Source organism: Teredinibacter waterburyi (assembly GCF_001922985.1).
GTDB classification, from domain to species: domain Bacteria; phylum Pseudomonadota; class Gammaproteobacteria; order Pseudomonadales; family Cellvibrionaceae; genus Teredinibacter; species Teredinibacter waterburyi.
The window spans coordinates 20,033-38,339 of the sequence record NZ_MRUH01000008.1 but is presented as its reverse complement, the minus strand read 5'-3'; the positions used below and the strand labels follow the sequence as shown (position 1 = coordinate 38,339).

Sequence of the window (18,307 nt, the reverse complement as noted above, 5' to 3'; positions counted from 1 at the left end):
ACAGGAACTCTAGTGTCTTTAGAATCTGATCAATACATTAACTGGTTTCGCCACACCTCCCCCTATATCAATAACCACCGCGGCAAAACGTTTGTGGTGATGCTCCCCGGCGACTGTGTCGACCAACCCAGTTTTACCAACATTATCAATGACCTAACGCTACTAGAGAGCCTTGGCGTTAAGCTTGTGGTGGTTCACGGCGCGCGCTCTCAGATCGAACGCCAGCTGGCTAACAGCGGTTTCGAATCCGCCTTTCATAACGGCGTTCGTATCACCGCGCGCGAGCACCTTGCGGACGTATTGAAAGCCGTTGGCGAGACTCGCTTCATTATGGAAGCTGCATTTTCCTATGGCCTACCTGACTCCCCCATGTATGGCGCAAAAATTCGCGTGCGCAGTGGTAACTTCGTCACCGCCATGCCTCGTGGCGTTATCGATGGCGTCGACTATCAACTTACAGGCAAGGTCCGCAGTGTCGACGCCGAAGCCGTAAATGAGATTCTTGCCGACAATAGCTTGGCGCTCGTCTCGCCTTTGGGTTATTCCTTCACCGGTGAGGTTTTTAACCTGAGCTTTGCCGATGTGGCGATTCACATTGCCACCGCGATCAAGGCCGACAAATTGATTGCCTATAATGATGACGGCCCGATAATCGACAAGAATGGCAAACAATTCCGTGAACTTACATTACTCCAGTGCGAGAAATTTTTAGTCGCTCAACAAGAGCACAATCGCTCCAACACCTATTTTTCGCTGCGCGCGTGCCACAAAGCCTGCGATGGCGGTGTCGCTCGTGCGCACGTGGTCTCCTCCACAGAAGACGGCTCTTTGTTAAAAGAGCTTTATACCCGCGACGGCTCCGGCACCATGGTTTATCGCGATAACTACGAAACCATACGACGCGCTCGCATCGAAGATGTAGTTGGTATTCTTAACTTAATCGAGCCCCTCGAAAACAACGGCATCCTAGTGAAGCGATCGCGTGAGCTACTCGAGACTGAGATCAGCTGTTTTACGGTGATGGAAAAAGATAACTTGATCATCGCCTGTGCGGCGCTTTACCCAATAGCTGGCTCGCAAGCGGCGGAGCTCGCTTGCGTTGCGGTACACGACGATTATCAACGAGACGGACGTGCCGCAAAGCTGCTAACGCATCTCGAACGCCAAGCCCACAAACTCAAGCTGGACACCCTATTCGCACTTACCACGCAAACCGCTCACTGGTTTATCGCCCACGGCTTTCGCGAGTCTGACGTATCGGCATTGCCTGGCGAGCGCCAGAGCCTATATAACTTTCAGCGACGCTCCAAAGTCTTTACCAAAACGGTCGAACCAAGGGAATAGCCCTTAGCGGCGTCTATAAATATATGCGTTTGGCGAGTCACTTTCGCTAGCGATCATCAGCCACGTTCACACGCGATATATCTCGCAGCAAAACTGTGGATTTGCGCCTAAACTTAGTGTTCAGGCGCAAAAGGCACAAGCTATGAATCACCCCCTTCAAACCAGCGGCGAAGGCGATCTCAAACAGATTGATATCATTAAGATCTACAGCAATAAACGCTGCTTAGTGATTGACGACTTCCCTGAGATTCGCGGCTCGTTAACGCGCATGCTGAAAACCTTCGGCGCCAGTACTGTCGATACGGCAGCCAATGGTGAAGAAGCCATTAAGCTGTGCTCGAAGAAGCGCTACGACATCGTGCTTTGCGATTACAACCTCGGCGCAGGAAAAGACGGTCAACAGATTCTTGAGGAAGTGCGCTTTTTACGCGTCCTCCTAATGACCAGCCTGTTCGTGATGATTACCGGTGAATCCTCAAGAGAAATGGTGCTCGGCGCGCTCGAATGTCAACCCGACGACTACATCACCAAACCCTATACCCAGCAGTCATTACAGATGCGGCTTAATCGCGCCATTATCCGCCACGAAGCGCTGCTTCATATCAAGAAAGCAATCTCGGCGGGCGACTACCAAACAGCGCTCGACTACTGCAACAAGATGATTACTGAAGGCTCTCGATTCGCGTCCGACTGCCTAAAAATGAAAGGCCACTTACATTTTTTATTGAAGCAATTGATCGAAGCCACCCACGTATACGAAAGTGTTTTAGGTAAAAAGCCGCTCATATGGGCGAAGCTTGGTATGGCTAAAACTCAAATTTCGTTAAACAATCTCGACGCCGCTGAAGAAGTTTTGGAATCTGTCCTAGCCGAAGACTCTCGTTATATCGAAGCGCACGACCTACTCGCCGACATCTACGAAAAACGTAACGATTTTATGGGCTCCCAACACTCTACAGAAAACGCTACACGCATATCTCCAAAAGCCGTATTGCGACATCGCCGTCTCGCGGCCTTAGCCGACAGGAACAACGACGACGAGGTAACTCTTCGCTCCCATCAGCAGGCAATCAAGTGGGGGCTAAACTCCTGCCATGAGTCTGAACAGGATTACTTTAATTACTCGCGAAAAGTCAGTGACATCGTTAAGGGTAGTGATACCTCGGAAGCCAAAGCACTCGCAGCCAACGCCACAAAAGTGCTCGATAGGGCACGTAAACGGTATACCGATCGCCCCGAGGTTGCGGTGCAAGCGCAGTTTGTTGACGCGCAACTTTTACAAAGTCGCGGCGAAGAGAATAAGGCCCGCGAATCGATCGATAAGGCGCGCGCAATGTACAACAACCTAGCGACGCCACCGCTTGAGTCGAGCTTAGAGTACGCTCGCACCTTACACGCACTTAACGACGAAGACGACGCGCGCGAGCTGTTAACTCAACTCGCCGCCCGTTACGAAAATGATACCGAGGTCATGTCGGTAATTGATGGTATTACCGGCGAGCCCATAAGCGAGGCTGGCAAGAAGGTGGCCGCCAAGCTAACCCGCGAAGGTATCAACTCTTATGAAGAGAAATCCTTTGATACCGCTATCCAAGTGTTTATCGAGGCCTTGGTTACCTACCCGAAACATATCGGACTAAACCTCAACTTAGTACAAGCGCTCATCGCACAATCAGAAGCGAACGGGTACGAGCCACAGTTTGAGAAGCTCTGTCGCCGCTGCCTCCGTTCAATAGGTTCGATCCCGCCCAATCATAAGCAATTTAAGCGTTATGACTTTCTGTTAAAGCAGCTTAAAACCCACTATCCAAACGCACTTAGTTAAGTTCACCTGATTAACCGCTCTTATTGCCTCTCGCGGCTGTAACGGACGAAAAAATATTGGCAATCTGCTATCCTTGCTGCCCAAGATTTTTAATCCGACTGGCTAATTTTTTAGCCTTGTCGTAACGAAAAGCATAGGCCGCAGGAGTTTCTAATGCCCGTATACCGTTCTCGCACCACCACCGCCGGTCGTAACATGGCCGGTGCCCGTGCCTTATGGCGCGCCACTGGCATGAAAGACGACGATTTTCAGAAGCCGATTATCGCCGTCGTAAACTCCTTCACACAATTTGTTCCCGGCCACGTGCACTTAAAAGATCTCGGGCAATTAGTCGCCCGAGAAATCGAAAAAGCTGGTGGCGTGGCAAAAGAATTTAACACCATCGCCGTCGACGACGGTATTGCTATGGGGCACGACGGCATGCTTTACAGCCTGCCAAGCCGCGATATTATCGCCGATTCGGTCGAGTACATGGTTAACGCCCACTGTGCTGACGCGATGGTCTGTATTTCCAATTGCGACAAGATCACCCCCGGAATGCTCATGGCCGCTATGCGCGTCAACATTCCCGTAGTATTCGTCTCCGGCGGCCCTATGGAGGCTGGCAAGACTAAGCTTGCTGACCACGGCTTAGACCTCGTCGACGCCATGGTGATAGCCGCCGATGACTCCGCTTCAGATGAGACCGTTGCGGAATACGAGCGCAGCGCTTGTCCTACCTGCGGTTCGTGCTCCGGCATGTTTACGGCCAACTCAATGAACTGCCTTACCGAGGCACTCGGCTTAAGCTTGCCAGGCAATGGTACAACGCTGGCCACACACGCCGACCGTAAGCGGCTGTTCGAACGTGCCGGAGAATTGATTGTAGGCATTACTCGTGAATTCTATGAGCAGGACAACTACAACCTTTTACCGCGAAGTATCGCCAACAAAGCGGCTTTCGAGAACGCCATTTCGCTCGATATTGCGATGGGTGGCTCTACCAATACAATTTTGCACCTACTCGCCATCGCTCAGGAAGGCGAGATCGACTTCGACTTAGACGATATCGACCGCATGAGTAAGATCGTGCCGCAATTGTGTAAGGTTGCTCCGAATACACAGAAATATCACATTGAAGATGTTCACCGCGCTGGCGGAATCATGGCCATTCTTGGCGAACTAGATCGTGCAGGTTTGCTTAATTCAGAGTGCCCCACGGTACACAGCAAAACCTTGTCAGAAGCCATTAATAAGTGGGATATCACACTTACTAGCGATCCCGATGTAGCGCACTTTTACCGCGCCGGCCCTGCTGGTATTCCGACTCAAGTAGCCTTCAGTCAAGATACTCGCTGGAACACGCTCGACGGCGACCGTGCGACTGGCTGCATTCGCAATCTCGAACACGCCTATAGCAAAGAGGGCGGCCTCGCCGTTCTTAGAGGCAATATAGCGCTCGATGGCTGTGTCGTTAAAACCGCCGGTGTAGATGAATCAATATTAGTATTCGAGGGTATTGCTCATGTCACAGAAAGCCAAGACCAAGCCGTCGCGGACGTATTAGATGGCAAGGTAAAAGAGGGGTCTGTGGTAATTGTTCGATACGAAGGCCCCAAAGGCGGACCTGGAATGCAGGAAATGCTTTACCCAACCTCTTACCTCAAATCGAAAGGCCTAGGCAAATCCTGTGCACTGCTGACCGACGGTCGTTTCTCCGGTGGTACATCAGGACTTTCGATTGGCCACGCGTCACCCGAAGCTGCGGCTGGTGGTGCAATTGGCTTGGTACGTAACGGTGATACTATCCGTATCGATATCCCCAACCGCACCATCAACGTATTGCTTAGCGACGTAGAGTTAAACACACGCCGTAAAGAGCAGGATATTAAAGGTTGGAAACCCGTTGAAGCGCGTCCTCGACGTGTATCTGCAGCGCTTAAGGCCTACGCGATGCTTGCCACAAGTGCCGATAAAGGCGCCGTACGTGACCTAAGTAAGCTCGAGGATTAATAGCCTCCGATCCGCTTATTAAAGCGACGGGGCTTGGTAGCAAGACCACCTCAACCAATCTGCTAAGGCCTTAGTTATTCAGTAACCTAAGGCCTTTTTTACGCCCCCGCAGCACGTCATCCGCACTAATCGCCCTCTTTGTATAGCCATCACGTATTTAAAAACTACACGCATAAAAAAAGCCCCTTATTAGGGGCTTTTCACTTTCAACTAAACGGAATTCTATGATGCTTATTTGGCTAACTGCTGCTGCCGAAAAAGCTCATTCTTCGCATATTTCAACCAGCTCTCAGCAAACTTCTTGGTAGCCTTATCTTTCATAGCCTTATCAAAAGATTTAATCGCATCCTCATACTCTTCCATATTCAAATAGGCGATACCAACATTAAGATTAACGCTACCTTCCTGCTTTAAATCACCGAGCTTTAAGGCTTTATTACCTGCGGCAACAGCTGATTTGTTATCGTCGACCGTTAGGTATAGATCCATCAACTGAGCATAAAGATTGCCATCATCTTTCGCCTTATCGGCGGCTTCTTTCATCGCAACAATTGCTTTCTTATATTCCTGAGATAAACGCCAAGCTGCGGACAAGGTTTCCAAGTTCTTTTCTGAGCGAGGCACTATCTTAGCCTTCATACCCTCTTCAAGAACTTTTGCAGCCTTGTAAGGGTAGTCATTTGCCATCGAAAGATAAGCCAAGTTCAAATAGTGTGAATCTTTTTCGAAAGCACCAGCGACATAGCTCGCATCCAAAAAGTAATACTGCTCTTTATCACGCTCAAGCACACCGTAGACACTTGGTAGCTGCTGCCAGTAGGACTTCTTCGGATAATGACGAACAAGTTTGTGCAACACTACCAACGAGCTCTTATAGTCTTCTTTTTCCAGCATCAAAGCCTTCTGAATGCTATACCAGCTTTCTTTGGCGATTTTACCCGAATCTTCAACCATTTTTACTGCAGTGTTAATACTGCCAGAAGCGCACTTTTTATCATCCATTTGATAACAAATTTGCGCACGCAAGTAAAAAGCATCGGCAGAGGGCGGATCGGCGTATTCCATCCAACGATTTAAATACTTAACAGCAGCACTATAATCTTCGTTTGAGAAAGCCAATTGAGACAGCGTATACACGGTCTGTAATTCCAAGCCCCAAGGAATTAAGGGCGCCTGCTGAACAACTAAATCGTAATACTTAACGGCATTCTTCATATCGTCCATGGAGTAGTACACAAATCCAAAATAGTTATAGATTTGCGCCAACTCGTAGCCGTTACACTTCTCGCAGCCTTTTTCAATTTTGCGAAGCTCTTCTAAGCCAGCCGGATAATTTGGCGGCACTTCCGAACCGTCTTTGTTCGGCGCCGGCGACACTAAATCCGCCACCCTACCCAATTTTTTGAAAAAGCTTTCGCTAATACCTGGCAGAGGGCGCTTGTCTTTGACTTTCGCTGCTGCCGCAACAGATACAAAAGAAGACGATAAACCCAGTTCAGTACTTGCTTTGTCGGCTACTGGAGCCAAAACAAAGCAAGCGGCAACTGCTATAACGCTGCTTCTGCTAAAGCGGCAGAATGATGTCACTAAATTCAATTTCATAGGAGTCACCGCCGATTAGTCGTTCTCGCCCATTTGGAAAGTGAAGCGGTTGCGAACGCCAGGAACTTCAATTGGCTCACCGTCTACAACTTTGGGCTTATATTTAAATTTCTGTGCAGCCTTAACCGACGCACTTGCGAACACGGTATCAGGGCAATCTACAACAGTTATATCGCGGGTTTCACCGGAGCTAGTCACAGTGTATTCAACCGTACAGTAACCTTCTAAACCACGGTTTAGGGCACGAGATGGATACTTTGGTGAAACTTTCACGATTGGGAGGTAATCACCATCTGAATTAAAGCCGCCAATACCTGCAATCTGAACCCCTGTATCAATTTGCGGCGCAAACGATATTTCGGTATTCACATCGGGATTGTCGAACTCTGGCTCAGGTAAATCGGGTGGTGGCTCTTCCGGCTCGTCGGGTTTATCTGGCTTGCGCGTGTCGTACTCTGTGGTGATTTCACGCTCGGGCATTGTAATGTCGGGAATCTTAAATTCCTCGGCTTCTTGAGGCTCGGTCATGTTGCGCAAAATCAAAAAGTGCATCAACAGTAGTAATCCAAGGGTTACAACTGCCGCAGGAGCCAGTGATGTTACAAATCTCGCTATGCTCATAAGTAACCTATTTTTTCTCAGCGGAGACAGATACATCGGCAACACCGGCCTCTCGGGCGGCTTGGGCAACTTCTGTCAGCGTTTTGATATTGGATTTGTTATCAGCTTGAATAACTACCGCACCCTTAGGATTTTCAGCCAACAAAAGTTGGATCTGATTTTTAATCTGACGGGGGTCGATTTCATTCTTGTTAATCCAGACTTTATTATCTGCATTGACTGCTACCAGAATATTGGCGTTTTTCTTCAACGCCGCCGTTGTGGCGTCAGGACGATTTACCTGAATACCCGGCTCTTTGATGAAAGATGCAGTCACAATGAAGAAGATCAACATAATGAACACCACATCAAGCATAGGTGTCAGGTCGATAGCACCTGTTTCTTCTTCTGCGTTCGCTTTTCTGCTCATGGCTTCTCTCTTAATTCAGCCTGCTGTTTCAGCCTGCAATCTAGATGTGACCTAGTGGTCCATCGTCAGCTGGTCTTCGACCAAATGGTTTTCACGCTCTGCAATTCGGGTGACTAAGGTAGTACCGAATACACCGGAAATTGCTGCAACCATTCCAGCCATTGTAGGGATAGTAGCGCGAGATACACCCGCCGCCATCGACTTGGCATCGCCACCGCCGGTAACCGCAAGAATGTTAAACACTTCGATCATCCCCGTAACCGTTCCCAACAAGCCCAACAGCGGACACAAGGTCACCATTACACCGATAAGGTCACGATTTTGGTTAATTTTCTGTGTAGCTCGATTAATAAGTGCATAACGAATTTGACGTGAATTCCACGAATTGCGTTCGGCACGGTCTTCCCAAATATCTAAGGTCGCTTTTTTAACCTTTGAAAGAGAACCCTTGTAAAACCAGACGCGCTCGAAGATTAGTGTCCACATGAAAAACGTCAGTGCTGCGATCCAATAGAGTATCGGTCCGCCCGACGCTACAAAGGATTGAATGGCTGCTAATGCTTCCATCAATGCCAGCATGTTGAATTCCTCTAGTAAATCACTCTGACGGAGCTAATAAGAACTCCGCCAGAGAATGAAGGTTTACTTACGTTCTGATTTTTCTGCGATAAGGCCAGCGCTCTCTTCTTCAAGAAGGTGCACAATGCCTTTCGCCTTGCCATTCAGGAAGGTATGTAGCAATACCGTTGGGATAGCAACAATAAGACCCAATACGGTTGTCACCAAGGCTCCAGAGATACCGCTAGCCATTGCTTTCGGGTCACCGGCACCGTATACGGTAATAGCCTGGAAGGTAACGATCATACCGGTCACTGTACCCAATAGACCCAACAACGGAGCAACCATCGAGATGATCTTCAGCAAGTTCAACCAACTTTCGATTGGTGGAACCTCTTTCAAGATTGCTTCTTCTAGCTTCAACTCCATAGTTTCTGTATCGGCGTTTGCAGCATCTTCGCCAGCTTTCATCACACGACCCAGTGGGTTGTTGGTGTTAGCTGAGGTATTGCGCAACTGAGCTTTAACTTTGCTGCCAATAGTTATTAACGACAAGAACTTAATCAGCGCGATAATCAAAGCAAATGCACCTACACCAGTAATGATGTAGCCAACTTCGTTACCTTGATGCCAGCGTTCAACTAGAGATGGGCTGTTGATAAGTGCAGCCATCATAGAACCACCGGAAGGACCAGTCGGGTCAATACCAACCTTAGTAAAGCCGGAACTTGCGCTTTCCAGAGCTGAAGCACCTTTAAGGAAGCTAGAGCTAGGCTGGCGAGGCAATTCATTCAAACTACCGCTCTTCACGTCGTAACGAAGGTACTTACCGTCAGATACTAAGTTGTAGTTGCCAATACGTATAACTTCACGCTGTGCTTTGTTACCCGATGGATCGGCAACTTCAGCGGTAAATTTAACAACTTTTCCGCCTTCAACAGTTTCACGCTGTAGTTCGTACCAAAGACGCTCAATCTCGTCGATAGAAGGCAGCTTGGTTTCACTGTTCATCTTTTCGATCAAATTGGTAATAAACTCGGTACGACCAGCGATCTGAGCGCTAACCATCGACGTTTCAAGGTTAGAACGCAAGTCGCCGGAAGTCGACGTCAAGTGACCGAACAGCTCTTTCAAAGAACCTAAACGCTCATCTAGCTGCGCGCGTTTAGCTTGAACCTGAATCTCCTGCTCTTTATAGGTTTTTTCAAGTTCAACAGAGCGTACTTCTTCAGCCTTTTTAGTGGCTTCAGCATTGGCCAGCAACTTTGCTTGGTTGGCCTTTTGCGTACGGAATTCCGCTTCGCGTTTCTTGTGGTCAGACGACTCAGAAATCTGGCTGTTCTTAACCATTTTCAGCAGTTCGTCTAAAGACGCTGCTTTGTCGTCTGCGGCGGATACACTACCCGACAGGGCAAGAGCACCGGCTGCAAAAAGTGCAATCAGATTTTGCTTGAATGTCAGTTTCATTGTGCGGCCTCCGGAGCAAGAATCGGCAATTCCATAACATCGATCGACGCTTGTTTCTTAGCAATACGGATACCTTTCAAGATGGCAGCACGATATTCGCCAGCATCGAGTTCAACCCAAGCACGCTGCGATTGATCCCAGGCACCTGAAAGTTTGGTATCGATAGTTTGATACATGAGGGCTATACGGCCCACCAACAGAATGTTCACTTGGCGCTCTTGGCCACCCACATTAAGAGTATCTACGTAGGTGTCGAGTTTACGACCGTATTCCGCTTCAATATTGTAGGCTTCAAGCACCTGACGGAACTTTTCAGCTACCGAAATATCGGCGCGATCTTGGTTGCTGCGGAGTGTGTCAACACGCTTTTGGCGTTCTTCAGTGTGGAAAGGTAAATCCAGAGAAACGAACTGCTCTAGACCTTCCAACATACGAAGAATCAAAGGCTGGATCTGACGCTCGATTACAGTAACCTGATCGATTGACTCGTTCAGTTCACCGATAACCTTACGCTGGTTAGCAAGTTGCTTTTCGAGCTGAGCGTTATAAACACGCAAGCCTTCAATTTCCTTGTTAACGATTTTGAATTTCTGCAACAGACTTTGCGTGTCTGCTTGCATTTTATCTATGCGTTTTTGCGATTGTTGGCCAGCAGATGTCTTTGCCTGGCTGACTTGCATAATGGCATCCAAAGTTTTATCTGCATGGGCTGCGCCAGCAAAAAGCGCTCCTGCAGAAAGAACTGTGGACAATGCCACAGCTGTGATTCGCTGCTTCTTCATAATTCCCCCAACTCGGGTGCGTAAATTGAAAAGGTTGCGACCGGGCTAAACAATATTGGTCAACCCAGAATGTGTAAACAATTTAAAGATTTGAGACTCGATAATCGTCAGAGCTGCGCATTTTAATAAGAGCACTCGCCAACATTCAAACACTAAAGCAAACACATATATAAGAACGAACAAACCATAACGAAAAGTAACACCTGAGACTGTAACTTTGTGAAACAGGTAACGTTTTGGTAACACTCGTACATAAAACAAGCGTTTGTTTGCTTAGCCTGTGACTACCTTCCTCAAAACCTTGGTGACTGTGGTGTAGAGTCTAGCACTTATTTTCTACGGTCTAGTACAACAAACGAATATGCATAGGGGTTGCTTGCATCCGCTGCATTATGCTCTCTCGAAACTTCCTGCCATTGAGCACGATCAAATTCCGGAAAATATGCGTCACCATCAACGTCAGCATGCACCTCGGTCAAGTATAAACGATCACTTGCAGGTAAAATCTGAGTGTAGAACTCAGCCCCACCAATGACCATCACTCGCTGAACGCCCGCCGCCTCAGCAGCGCTAGCCGCCCGAACAATAGCGGCCTCCAGGCTATGTACAACCTCTACACCAGGAGCCGTCCAATCAGTTTGACGCGTTACGACGATATTGGTTCGGCCCGGTAGAGGCCGTCCGATCGAATCGAAGGTTTTCCGCCCCATAACAATCGGATGACCAAGAGTAACCGATTTGAAATATTGCAAATCACGCGGCAATCGCCACGGCAATTGGTTATCGCTTCCGATTACCCCATTTTCAGAAACCGCGACCACAATCGCAATCTCCACGCCATAACCAGCTTTAATATCGTTCGTCATCAGTACCTCTCTGAGCTCGTTATTTGATCTTTTTAGACAGAGATCGGCGCGGCGATATGCGGGTGTGCTTGATAATCAACCAACTCAAAGTCGGCAAACTCAAACGCAAACAGATCTTTAACGTCGGGATTTATCCGCATACTTGGCAGTGGGTAAGGCTCGCGCTGCAGCTGGATCTCAACCTGCTCGAGGTGGTTCAAATACAAATGGGCATCGCCAAAGGTGTGAACAAAATCTCCAGGCTTGAGACCTGAAACCTGCGCGATCATCATGGTAAGTAGCGCGTAAGAGGCAATATTAAACGGCACCCCCAAAAACACATCGGCGCTACGCTGATATAACTGGCAGGACAAACGGCCATCCAACACGTAAAACTGAAACATGGTGTGACAGGGCGGTAAAGCCATTTTGCCGCGCTTTGCATTTTCGTCGGGTGCCACACCCTCGTCGGGCAACAGCGCGGGATTCCATGCCGACACAATTAAGCGTCGAGAATCTGGCTTGGCCTTTATCTGCTTTAACAGCTCAGCAATTTGATCGATTACGGTGCCATCTGCAGCGGTCCAAGACCGCCACTGAGCTCCGTACACAGGCCCAAGTTCACCCTCTTCCGTAGCCCATGCATCCCAAATCTTTACGCCATTTTTCTTGAGGTAAGCAATATTAGTCTCACCTTTTAAAAACCAGAGTAATTCGTGAATTATGGATTTTAAATGGCACTTTTTGGTGGTTACTAACGGAAACCCCTGCTCGAGGTCAAAGCGCATTTGATAGCCAAAAACGCTAATAGTACCGGTGCCCGTGCGATCTTCTTTACGCACACCGGTATCGCGCACGTGGCGCATCAAATCTAGATATTGCTTCACAGAAACTGACCTTAAAAATTTAAATGAGGGCTATCGACTAACGGGATACGCCCGAAGCTTGGCGTCGATAGGTCCATATCAACACAGCTGCACCTACCACAAACATAGGAATAGATAGCTCCTGACCGCGGGTCATCCAGCCGAACATATCGTAGCCAATATGCGCGTCGGGCTCGCGGAAGAATTCTACGCCGAAGCGGAAGACACTGTAAAACACCAGAAATAGCGCCGCAACAGCCGCGCGCGGACGGGGCTTACGAGAAAACCAGTAGAGGATACAGAAAAGCACTAAGCCCTCAAAAAAGGCCTGATAAAGCTGCGATGGATGGCGCGCAACATTGGGATCGTTAGGAAATACCATGCCCCAGGTTGGATTGGTAGTAACCCGCCCCCAGAGTTCTTGACCAATAAAGTTGCCGATCCGACCAAAGCCCAAACCCAACGGGACTAGGGGTGCGACAAAGTCCATCAAGTCTAAAAACTTCACGCCTATTTTACGCGCGAACAGCAGCATCGCAACAACTACACCAAGGAGGCCACCATGAAAGCTCATGCCCCCTTCCCAAACCCGCAACAACCAGAGCGGATCCTCTAGAAAAGCTTCGAAGTTATAGAAGATAACGTAACCAAAGCGGCCACCTAACACCACCCCCATAGCGCCATAGAACACCATATCCTCAACCTGCGCTCGCGTCAGCGGTGAATGCGGCAAGCGCGCTCGGTACATTCCGATCAACCAAGCGCTGGCAAAGGCGAGAAGGTACATCAAGCCGTACCAGTGCACATCTGGCAAGGTGATGTTTTTACCCAATATCGTGTAGGAACCAAGAGAGAGAGCGACGGGATCAAGATCGGGATATTTAAACATTCGAAGCGACTTTTGCAGATAGTTTGAGTTTCAGAGCTGGCGAGGATCATACCAGAGCTCTATGAAGAATTGACAACAAACACGTAACGCGGCGAGACAGTGACAATGAAAGCGTCACCAAGTTCGGCGAAACCAGCTTCACTCCTACGCTCGGTTTAATGATCGAGTTTGATTTCGCTATGCGGGCGAGCAATCCGAGATAAGCCAGTTTGACGGAAGGCAACATCAATACAGCGATTGATCGATTCGGCATCGGGCAAGCTCATAACCTCGGCCAGCAACTCCTCGGCTTGACGCATGGTTACGCTGCGAATCACCGATTTAACCTTAAGCAGGTTAGACGCGCTCATCGAAAGCACATCAAACCCCATCGCCATCAACAACAAAGCCGCGGCCGGATCGCCAGCAAGCTCCCCACAAATACTCACGGGTACGCCCTGTCGATGCGACTCCTGTACAACATACACCAGAGCTCTCAGCACCGCCGGATGGAGTGAGTGATAGAGATCGGCCACGCGAGGATTGTTGCGATCCACAGCCAATAAGTATTGGGTTAAGTCGTTGCTGCCGACCGAGAGAAAATCCACCCGCGAGGCAAATTCCTGCGTTTGAAAAACCGCAGCTGGGACTTCAATCATCACCCCCAGAGGTGGCATCTCAATATCGTGCCCTTCTTCGCGCAACTCATCGTAAGCTCGATATAGCAGCATTTGAGCAATTTCCAGCTCGGAAATATTGCTAACCATTGGCAGCATGATACGAAGATTATTGAGCCCTTCACTGGCCTTTAGCATCGCCCTTACTTGTGACAGAAAGATTTCGGGGTGATCCAAGGTAACCCGTATTCCTCTCCAACCAAGGAAAGGGTTGTCTTCCTCAATCGGAAAATAAGGGAGCGACTTGTCACCGCCAATATCGAGTGTGCGCATGGTGACCGGGTGAGGAGCAAAAGCTTTTAACTGTTCGCGATAGGTTTGACGCTGCTCCTCTTCACTTGGAAAGCGGTCGCGCAGCATAAAAGGGATTTCAGTTCGATAAAGACCGACGCCTTCAGCACCACGACCGATGGAGATCATTGCGTCGGCAACTAAACCCGTATTGACCCAGAGCGCAACGCGGTGGTGATCCTGCGTCTCGCTCGGTAAATCTTTTAAGGATTCCAATTCCTCATTGAGTTTTACATCGTCATCAAGAATCTCTTGATAGCGCGCCTTAAGCGAATCGCTTGGGTCGATGTAAACCGTTCCGCGATAACCATCGACAATCAACTCGCGACCATCGAGGCGGGTAAACGGTAGGTCGACCGCCCCCATAACCGTTGGGATACCCATCGAACGCGCTAAAATGGCAATGTGACTGTTACTGGAACCGCGCGTCGAAACTATCGCTTTCAAGCGGCCTTGCGGAACATCCGCCAATACCGACGCACTTAAATCCTCACCCACCAAAATAGTATTATCGGGATAAACGCGATCGTGATGGGTCGCCTCCTGTAGGTAAGCCAACACGCGGCTACCTAAATCGCGTACGTCCGACGCACGCTCACGCAAATAGGGGTCGCTCATACTGGAGAAGGTTTTCACGTGCTCAAGAATCACCTCGCTCCACGCATAGGCAGCACCAAAACCACTGGAGATTCGCTCGGTAACCTCTTTACCTAAGGACGTGTCATCTAGCATGCCGATATAGGCATCGAACAATATTCGCTCTTCTTTATTTAAACGATTTTCCAACTCTGAGGCCAAGCGCCGCACATCTTTTCGAACTTCAGACAGGCAGTCTTGGAAAAAAGCGAGCTCCTCTTCAACCGCCATACACATGGTATGGGGCACAGAATTTAGATCGGCGAGCGGCGACGACACCACACAGCGCCCGATAGAAACGCCAGAAGCACCCGGCACTCCCAAAAAACGCGCCTCCGCCTTCTGACCAATACCGCGCAGTGCACCGGTTGCCTCAGCATGGGCTATTACCGCCGCCAGCTGCGCCGACATGGTGATCAGAAATGCCTCTTCACCTTCATCGAACTTGCGCTTTTCGCGCTGCTGCACAACCAATACGCCGAGCACTTGGCGCTGGTGAATAATAGGAACACCAAGGAATGAGCGATAGCGCTCCTCCCCCGTTTCTGGGAAATATTGGAATTTGGGATGAGATTCAGCATCCTCAAGATTAAGAGGCTCTTCGCGCGCCGCGACCGAACCAACCAAACCCTCGTTTAATGCGAGTACTACCTGACCGACCGCCGACTGATTCAAACCGTCGGTGGCCATAAGAACGAATTCACGCATTGAATTGCGTAGATAGACGGAGCACACCTCCGTAGTCATTGCCGTTTTGACCCGAGCGACAATGATATGCAGCACCGAATTCAGGTCGGGCGCTACATTCACCTCCTGAACAATACTGCGTAGGGCACCTAACATACAGCGCCCTTAGTAAGCTGCTGCGATGTAACCTGCGATATCAGCAAACGATTATGTACTGGCGCCAACTCTTTCAGAGCGCGGCGATACACCTCGCGCTTAAACGACACCACCCGTGCCAGCGGGTGCCAATAGCTCACCCAACGCCAATCGTCAAACTCTGGAGGACCGCCGGCATTGAGCTTTACAGCATCATCTCCAGAAGTAATTTCAAGCAAAAACCACTTCTGTTTTTGACCGACACACAGCGGCTGCTTCTGACGAACTAAACGCTGAGGCAAGCGATAGCGCAACCAACCATCGGTAACACCTAGCACCCGAACATCGTCCGCAGTCAGGCCCACTTCTTCTTCCAGCTCGCGATACAACGCTTGCTCTGGGGTTTCATCTTGTTTGATACCGCCTTGTGGGAACTGCCACGCATCCTGCCCGCCAATCCGACGCGCCCACAGAACACCACCTTGACCATCAGCCAGTATTATCCCTACGTTTGGTCGAAAGCCATCGGTATCAATCACGCAAAACCTCTCTTGTAGTTGTTATAATCCGCGGGCTATTGTTTCACAAACCAGCAATTAGCAGCAATTCAACAATCCAAGCTTCTCACATCCACCCCAATTCCACGCCAACAAAAAGCAGGACAGACCTTGAGCTTAGCAATATTCGATCTCGACAACACTCTAATCGCCGGTGATAGTGATCACGCTTGGGGCGAATTTCTAGTAGAAGAAGGCATAATCGAGGGAGAAGCCCACCAACGCGCAAACGATCAATTTTATCTCGATTACCAGGCCGGCAGTCTCGATATCATGGCCTATCTAGAGTTCGCCCTGGCGCCTCTTAGTCGTTTTACAATGCTTGAACTAGAAGAACTGCACGCCAAGTTTTTTCAGCGTAAAATCGCCCCCATTATGCTGCCAAAAGCAGCAGCCTTAATTGCCAAGCACCGTGCAAACGGCGACCGCCTGCTAATCATTACCGCTACCAACCGTTTTATTACCGCACCTATCGCTAAAGCCGTGGGTATCGAAGAGTTGCTGGCGTCGGATGCTGAGATAATTGATAACCACTATACCGGCAAACCCAGCGGTACACCCTGCTTTCAAGAAGGCAAAGTAAAACGCTTAAACACTTGGCTAGAGCAAAACAACGAAAACCTAGCGGGCAGTTATTTTTATAGTGACTCAGCAAACGATTTGCCACTTTTGAACGTTGTTGACCACCCGGTAGCCGTTGACCCTGACGCGAAACTGGCAACGGTAGCCAAGGCACACGACTGGTCTATTATTAGCTTACGTTGAGGTACGCAGTCACCTCGTTTAACTTCAACGCCTTTGAACTTCGACCTTTGGAAAACGACAAGATGGACGCAACCGTAAACGACGCTTTTGACTCGCGATCAAACCGCTCCACATGCCGCCCAAGCGGCTGGATTGGCAGTTCAACGGCATTGCTCTGTCTCAGTTTGTTACTATTACTACTAACCGCTGGCTGCGAAAAAAACACGCCAACCACGGCTCCAGAGACAGCCGAACAGCTCAATAATAGTGATATGGATCTCGATCAGGCGCAGTCCGGCGTTGCTACCGAACAACTTTGGCGGGTAGCGAGCGAGTCGTTAAACGCTATTGAGTCTGAGGCACGAAACCTTAGCCAAGCGATATCGACCTTCCTAGATCAACCGACCCCCGCCAACCTCACATCAGCCCAACAGAAATGGCGTAGTGCCTACTTCAGCTACCAAGGCTTCTATTTTTACAGTCAACTGGCTGTGACTGAAGCAGAAGTCTTCGCGCCCCTCGTTCAGGCCGATTTCTATATTGGTGCCGAACCGATCCAACCGGGCTACCTCGACTATTTTGGCGACTACCCCTACGCCGGATTAGTCCACGATATCAGCGTGCCCCTAAATCCTGAGTCCCTCATAAAGCAGCATGGTATGACCGACGCCGAGGAAATCGTTCTCGGCCTACACGCAATTGAATTTATGTTGTTCGGTGAGAATGGCAGTCGTCCGCCAATCGACTACCTAGAACTAGACGAGCTCACCACATCAAATAACGAACAAGGCTACAACACTGTAAACGAGCTACCCAACAATCGGCGCCGCGCACTTTTACAAACCCAAGCAAACCAATTAACAACCGATATAGAAGGCTTACATAACGCATGGGAAAACCGTGGGATTGGCTCAATTCACAGCAGCTGGCAGGACCTTACGCCGAGTGAGCAGGTCCTTACAATTCGCAAAGCGTTTGAGCGCACCGTTACCCAGCTACTGTTAAAAACGGTGGCGAGTAGCACCGCAGCCAACGTCGCAACCGAATCAAGCGAAACTGAAACGAATACCGCTACTGACAGCAGCGGCGCTACCCCGCAAACAAACCAAAACACAGACCTACCATTCCAATTGCTGTCAAACTCACAATTAGCACAGGCTCTCGCAAATGCCGTAGCGTCACTAAAAGGTTGCTACCTATATTTGCCAGAGACGACCGGCGCAACCATTACCGCCGAACTTGAACGCGCCCACCAACAACTAGAACAAAGCAGCGCTAGTGGCACGCCGATTGATTGGAGTCAGGTTTACCAAGCAATTAAGGACTCGTCCGAAGCCTACCAAACACGATAACCGCAACTGCAAGCCAACCCATCAAAACGGCGTAAAATTACGCCGTGAG

At 49.4% G+C, this 18,307-nt stretch carries 16 protein-coding genes; 5 read left to right on the top strand and 11 right to left on the bottom strand.

Annotated features, from left to right (window positions below):
* The first annotated feature begins 12 nt into the window (after window positions 1–12).
* The 3 genes from argA (at window position 13) to ilvD (ending at window position 5,161) form a co-directional block, all read left to right on the top strand.
* On the top strand, window positions 13–1,344 hold the full coding sequence (gene argA / locus IDZ20_RS00870) for an amino-acid N-acetyltransferase (RefSeq protein ID WP_188149542.1): 1,332 nt from the start codon (window positions 13–15) through the stop codon (window positions 1,342–1,344).
* A 142-nt stretch (window positions 1,345–1,486) separates the two neighbouring features.
* Window positions 1,487–3,169 (top strand): response regulator, encoded by a 1,683-nt coding sequence (locus IDZ20_RS00865; RefSeq protein WP_188149541.1) that lies wholly within the window; start codon window positions 1,487–1,489, stop codon window positions 3,167–3,169.
* 153 nt (window positions 3,170–3,322) lie between these two features.
* Window positions 3,323–5,161 carry a dihydroxy-acid dehydratase gene (gene ilvD / locus IDZ20_RS00860; RefSeq protein WP_188149540.1) on the top strand — a complete coding sequence of 613 codons (1,839 nt, stop codon included), beginning with the start codon at window positions 3,323–3,325 and terminating at the stop codon, window positions 5,159–5,161.
* 231 nt (window positions 5,162–5,392) lie between these two features.
* Here ilvD and IDZ20_RS00855 read toward each other — a convergent pair whose 3' ends face one another.
* The 11 genes from IDZ20_RS00855 to IDZ20_RS00805 all read right to left on the bottom strand — a co-directional run bounded on the left by IDZ20_RS00855 (window position 5,393) and on the right by IDZ20_RS00805 (window position 16,144).
* Window positions 5,393–6,763, bottom strand: coding sequence for a tetratricopeptide repeat protein (locus IDZ20_RS00855; RefSeq protein ID WP_188149539.1), 1,371 nt, complete (start codon window positions 6,761–6,763; stop codon window positions 5,393–5,395).
* Between the two features lie 15 nt (window positions 6,764–6,778).
* The gene (locus IDZ20_RS00850) at window positions 6,779–7,384 is read right to left on the bottom strand and encodes an energy transducer TonB (RefSeq protein WP_188149538.1); all 606 of its coding nucleotides are present in this window, start codon (window positions 7,382–7,384) and stop codon (window positions 6,779–6,781) included.
* 7 nt (window positions 7,385–7,391) lie between these two features.
* Entirely contained in the window at window positions 7,392–7,793 is a 402-nt protein-coding gene (locus IDZ20_RS00845; RefSeq protein ID WP_188149537.1) for an ExbD/TolR family protein, read from the bottom strand.
* A 51-nt stretch (window positions 7,794–7,844) separates the two neighbouring features.
* The gene (locus IDZ20_RS00840) at window positions 7,845–8,372 is read right to left on the bottom strand and encodes a MotA/TolQ/ExbB proton channel family protein (RefSeq protein ID WP_188149536.1); all 528 of its coding nucleotides are present in this window, start codon (window positions 8,370–8,372) and stop codon (window positions 7,845–7,847) included.
* 63 nt (window positions 8,373–8,435) lie between these two features.
* On the bottom strand, window positions 8,436–9,818 hold the full coding sequence (locus tag IDZ20_RS00835; protein WP_188149535.1) for a MotA/TolQ/ExbB proton channel family protein: 1,383 nt from the start codon (window positions 9,816–9,818) through the stop codon (window positions 8,436–8,438).
* Complete coding sequence (locus IDZ20_RS00830) at window positions 9,815–10,600, bottom strand: DUF3450 domain-containing protein (RefSeq protein ID WP_188149534.1); 786 nt, start codon at window positions 10,598–10,600, stop codon at window positions 9,815–9,817. Before IDZ20_RS00830 ends, IDZ20_RS00835 begins: the two co-directional genes overlap by 4 nt.
* A gap of 329 nt (window positions 10,601–10,929) precedes the next feature.
* The gene (locus tag IDZ20_RS00825; RefSeq protein ID WP_188149533.1) at window positions 10,930–11,466 is read right to left on the bottom strand and encodes a dihydrofolate reductase; all 537 of its coding nucleotides are present in this window, start codon (window positions 11,464–11,466) and stop codon (window positions 10,930–10,932) included.
* A 32-nt stretch (window positions 11,467–11,498) separates the two neighbouring features.
* Window positions 11,499–12,332: a thymidylate synthase gene (locus tag IDZ20_RS00820; RefSeq protein ID WP_188149532.1), complete on the bottom strand. Its 834-nt coding sequence runs from the start codon at window positions 12,330–12,332 to the stop codon at window positions 11,499–11,501.
* A 37-nt stretch (window positions 12,333–12,369) separates the two neighbouring features.
* Entirely contained in the window at window positions 12,370–13,200 is an 831-nt protein-coding gene (gene lgt, locus IDZ20_RS00815) for a prolipoprotein diacylglyceryl transferase (protein WP_188149531.1), read from the bottom strand.
* 155 nt (window positions 13,201–13,355) lie between these two features.
* Complete coding sequence (gene ptsP / locus IDZ20_RS00810) at window positions 13,356–15,626, bottom strand: phosphoenolpyruvate--protein phosphotransferase (protein ID WP_188149530.1); 2,271 nt, start codon at window positions 15,624–15,626, stop codon at window positions 13,356–13,358.
* Window positions 15,620–16,144, bottom strand: coding sequence for an RNA pyrophosphohydrolase (locus tag IDZ20_RS00805; RefSeq protein WP_188149529.1), 525 nt, complete (start codon window positions 16,142–16,144; stop codon window positions 15,620–15,622). The genes ptsP and IDZ20_RS00805 overlap by 7 nt, the downstream gene beginning before the upstream one ends.
* 129 nt (window positions 16,145–16,273) lie before the next feature.
* Between IDZ20_RS00805 and IDZ20_RS00800 the strand changes: the two genes are divergently transcribed.
* Both IDZ20_RS00800 and IDZ20_RS00795 read left to right on the top strand, forming a co-directional pair.
* Entirely contained in the window at window positions 16,274–16,927 is a 654-nt protein-coding gene (locus IDZ20_RS00800; protein WP_188149528.1) for a histidinol-phosphatase, read from the top strand.
* A 62-nt stretch (window positions 16,928–16,989) separates the two neighbouring features.
* On the top strand, window positions 16,990–18,258 hold the full coding sequence (locus IDZ20_RS00795) for an imelysin family protein (RefSeq protein WP_188149527.1): 1,269 nt from the start codon (window positions 16,990–16,992) through the stop codon (window positions 18,256–18,258).
* Window positions 18,259–18,307: the final 49 nt, after the last annotated feature.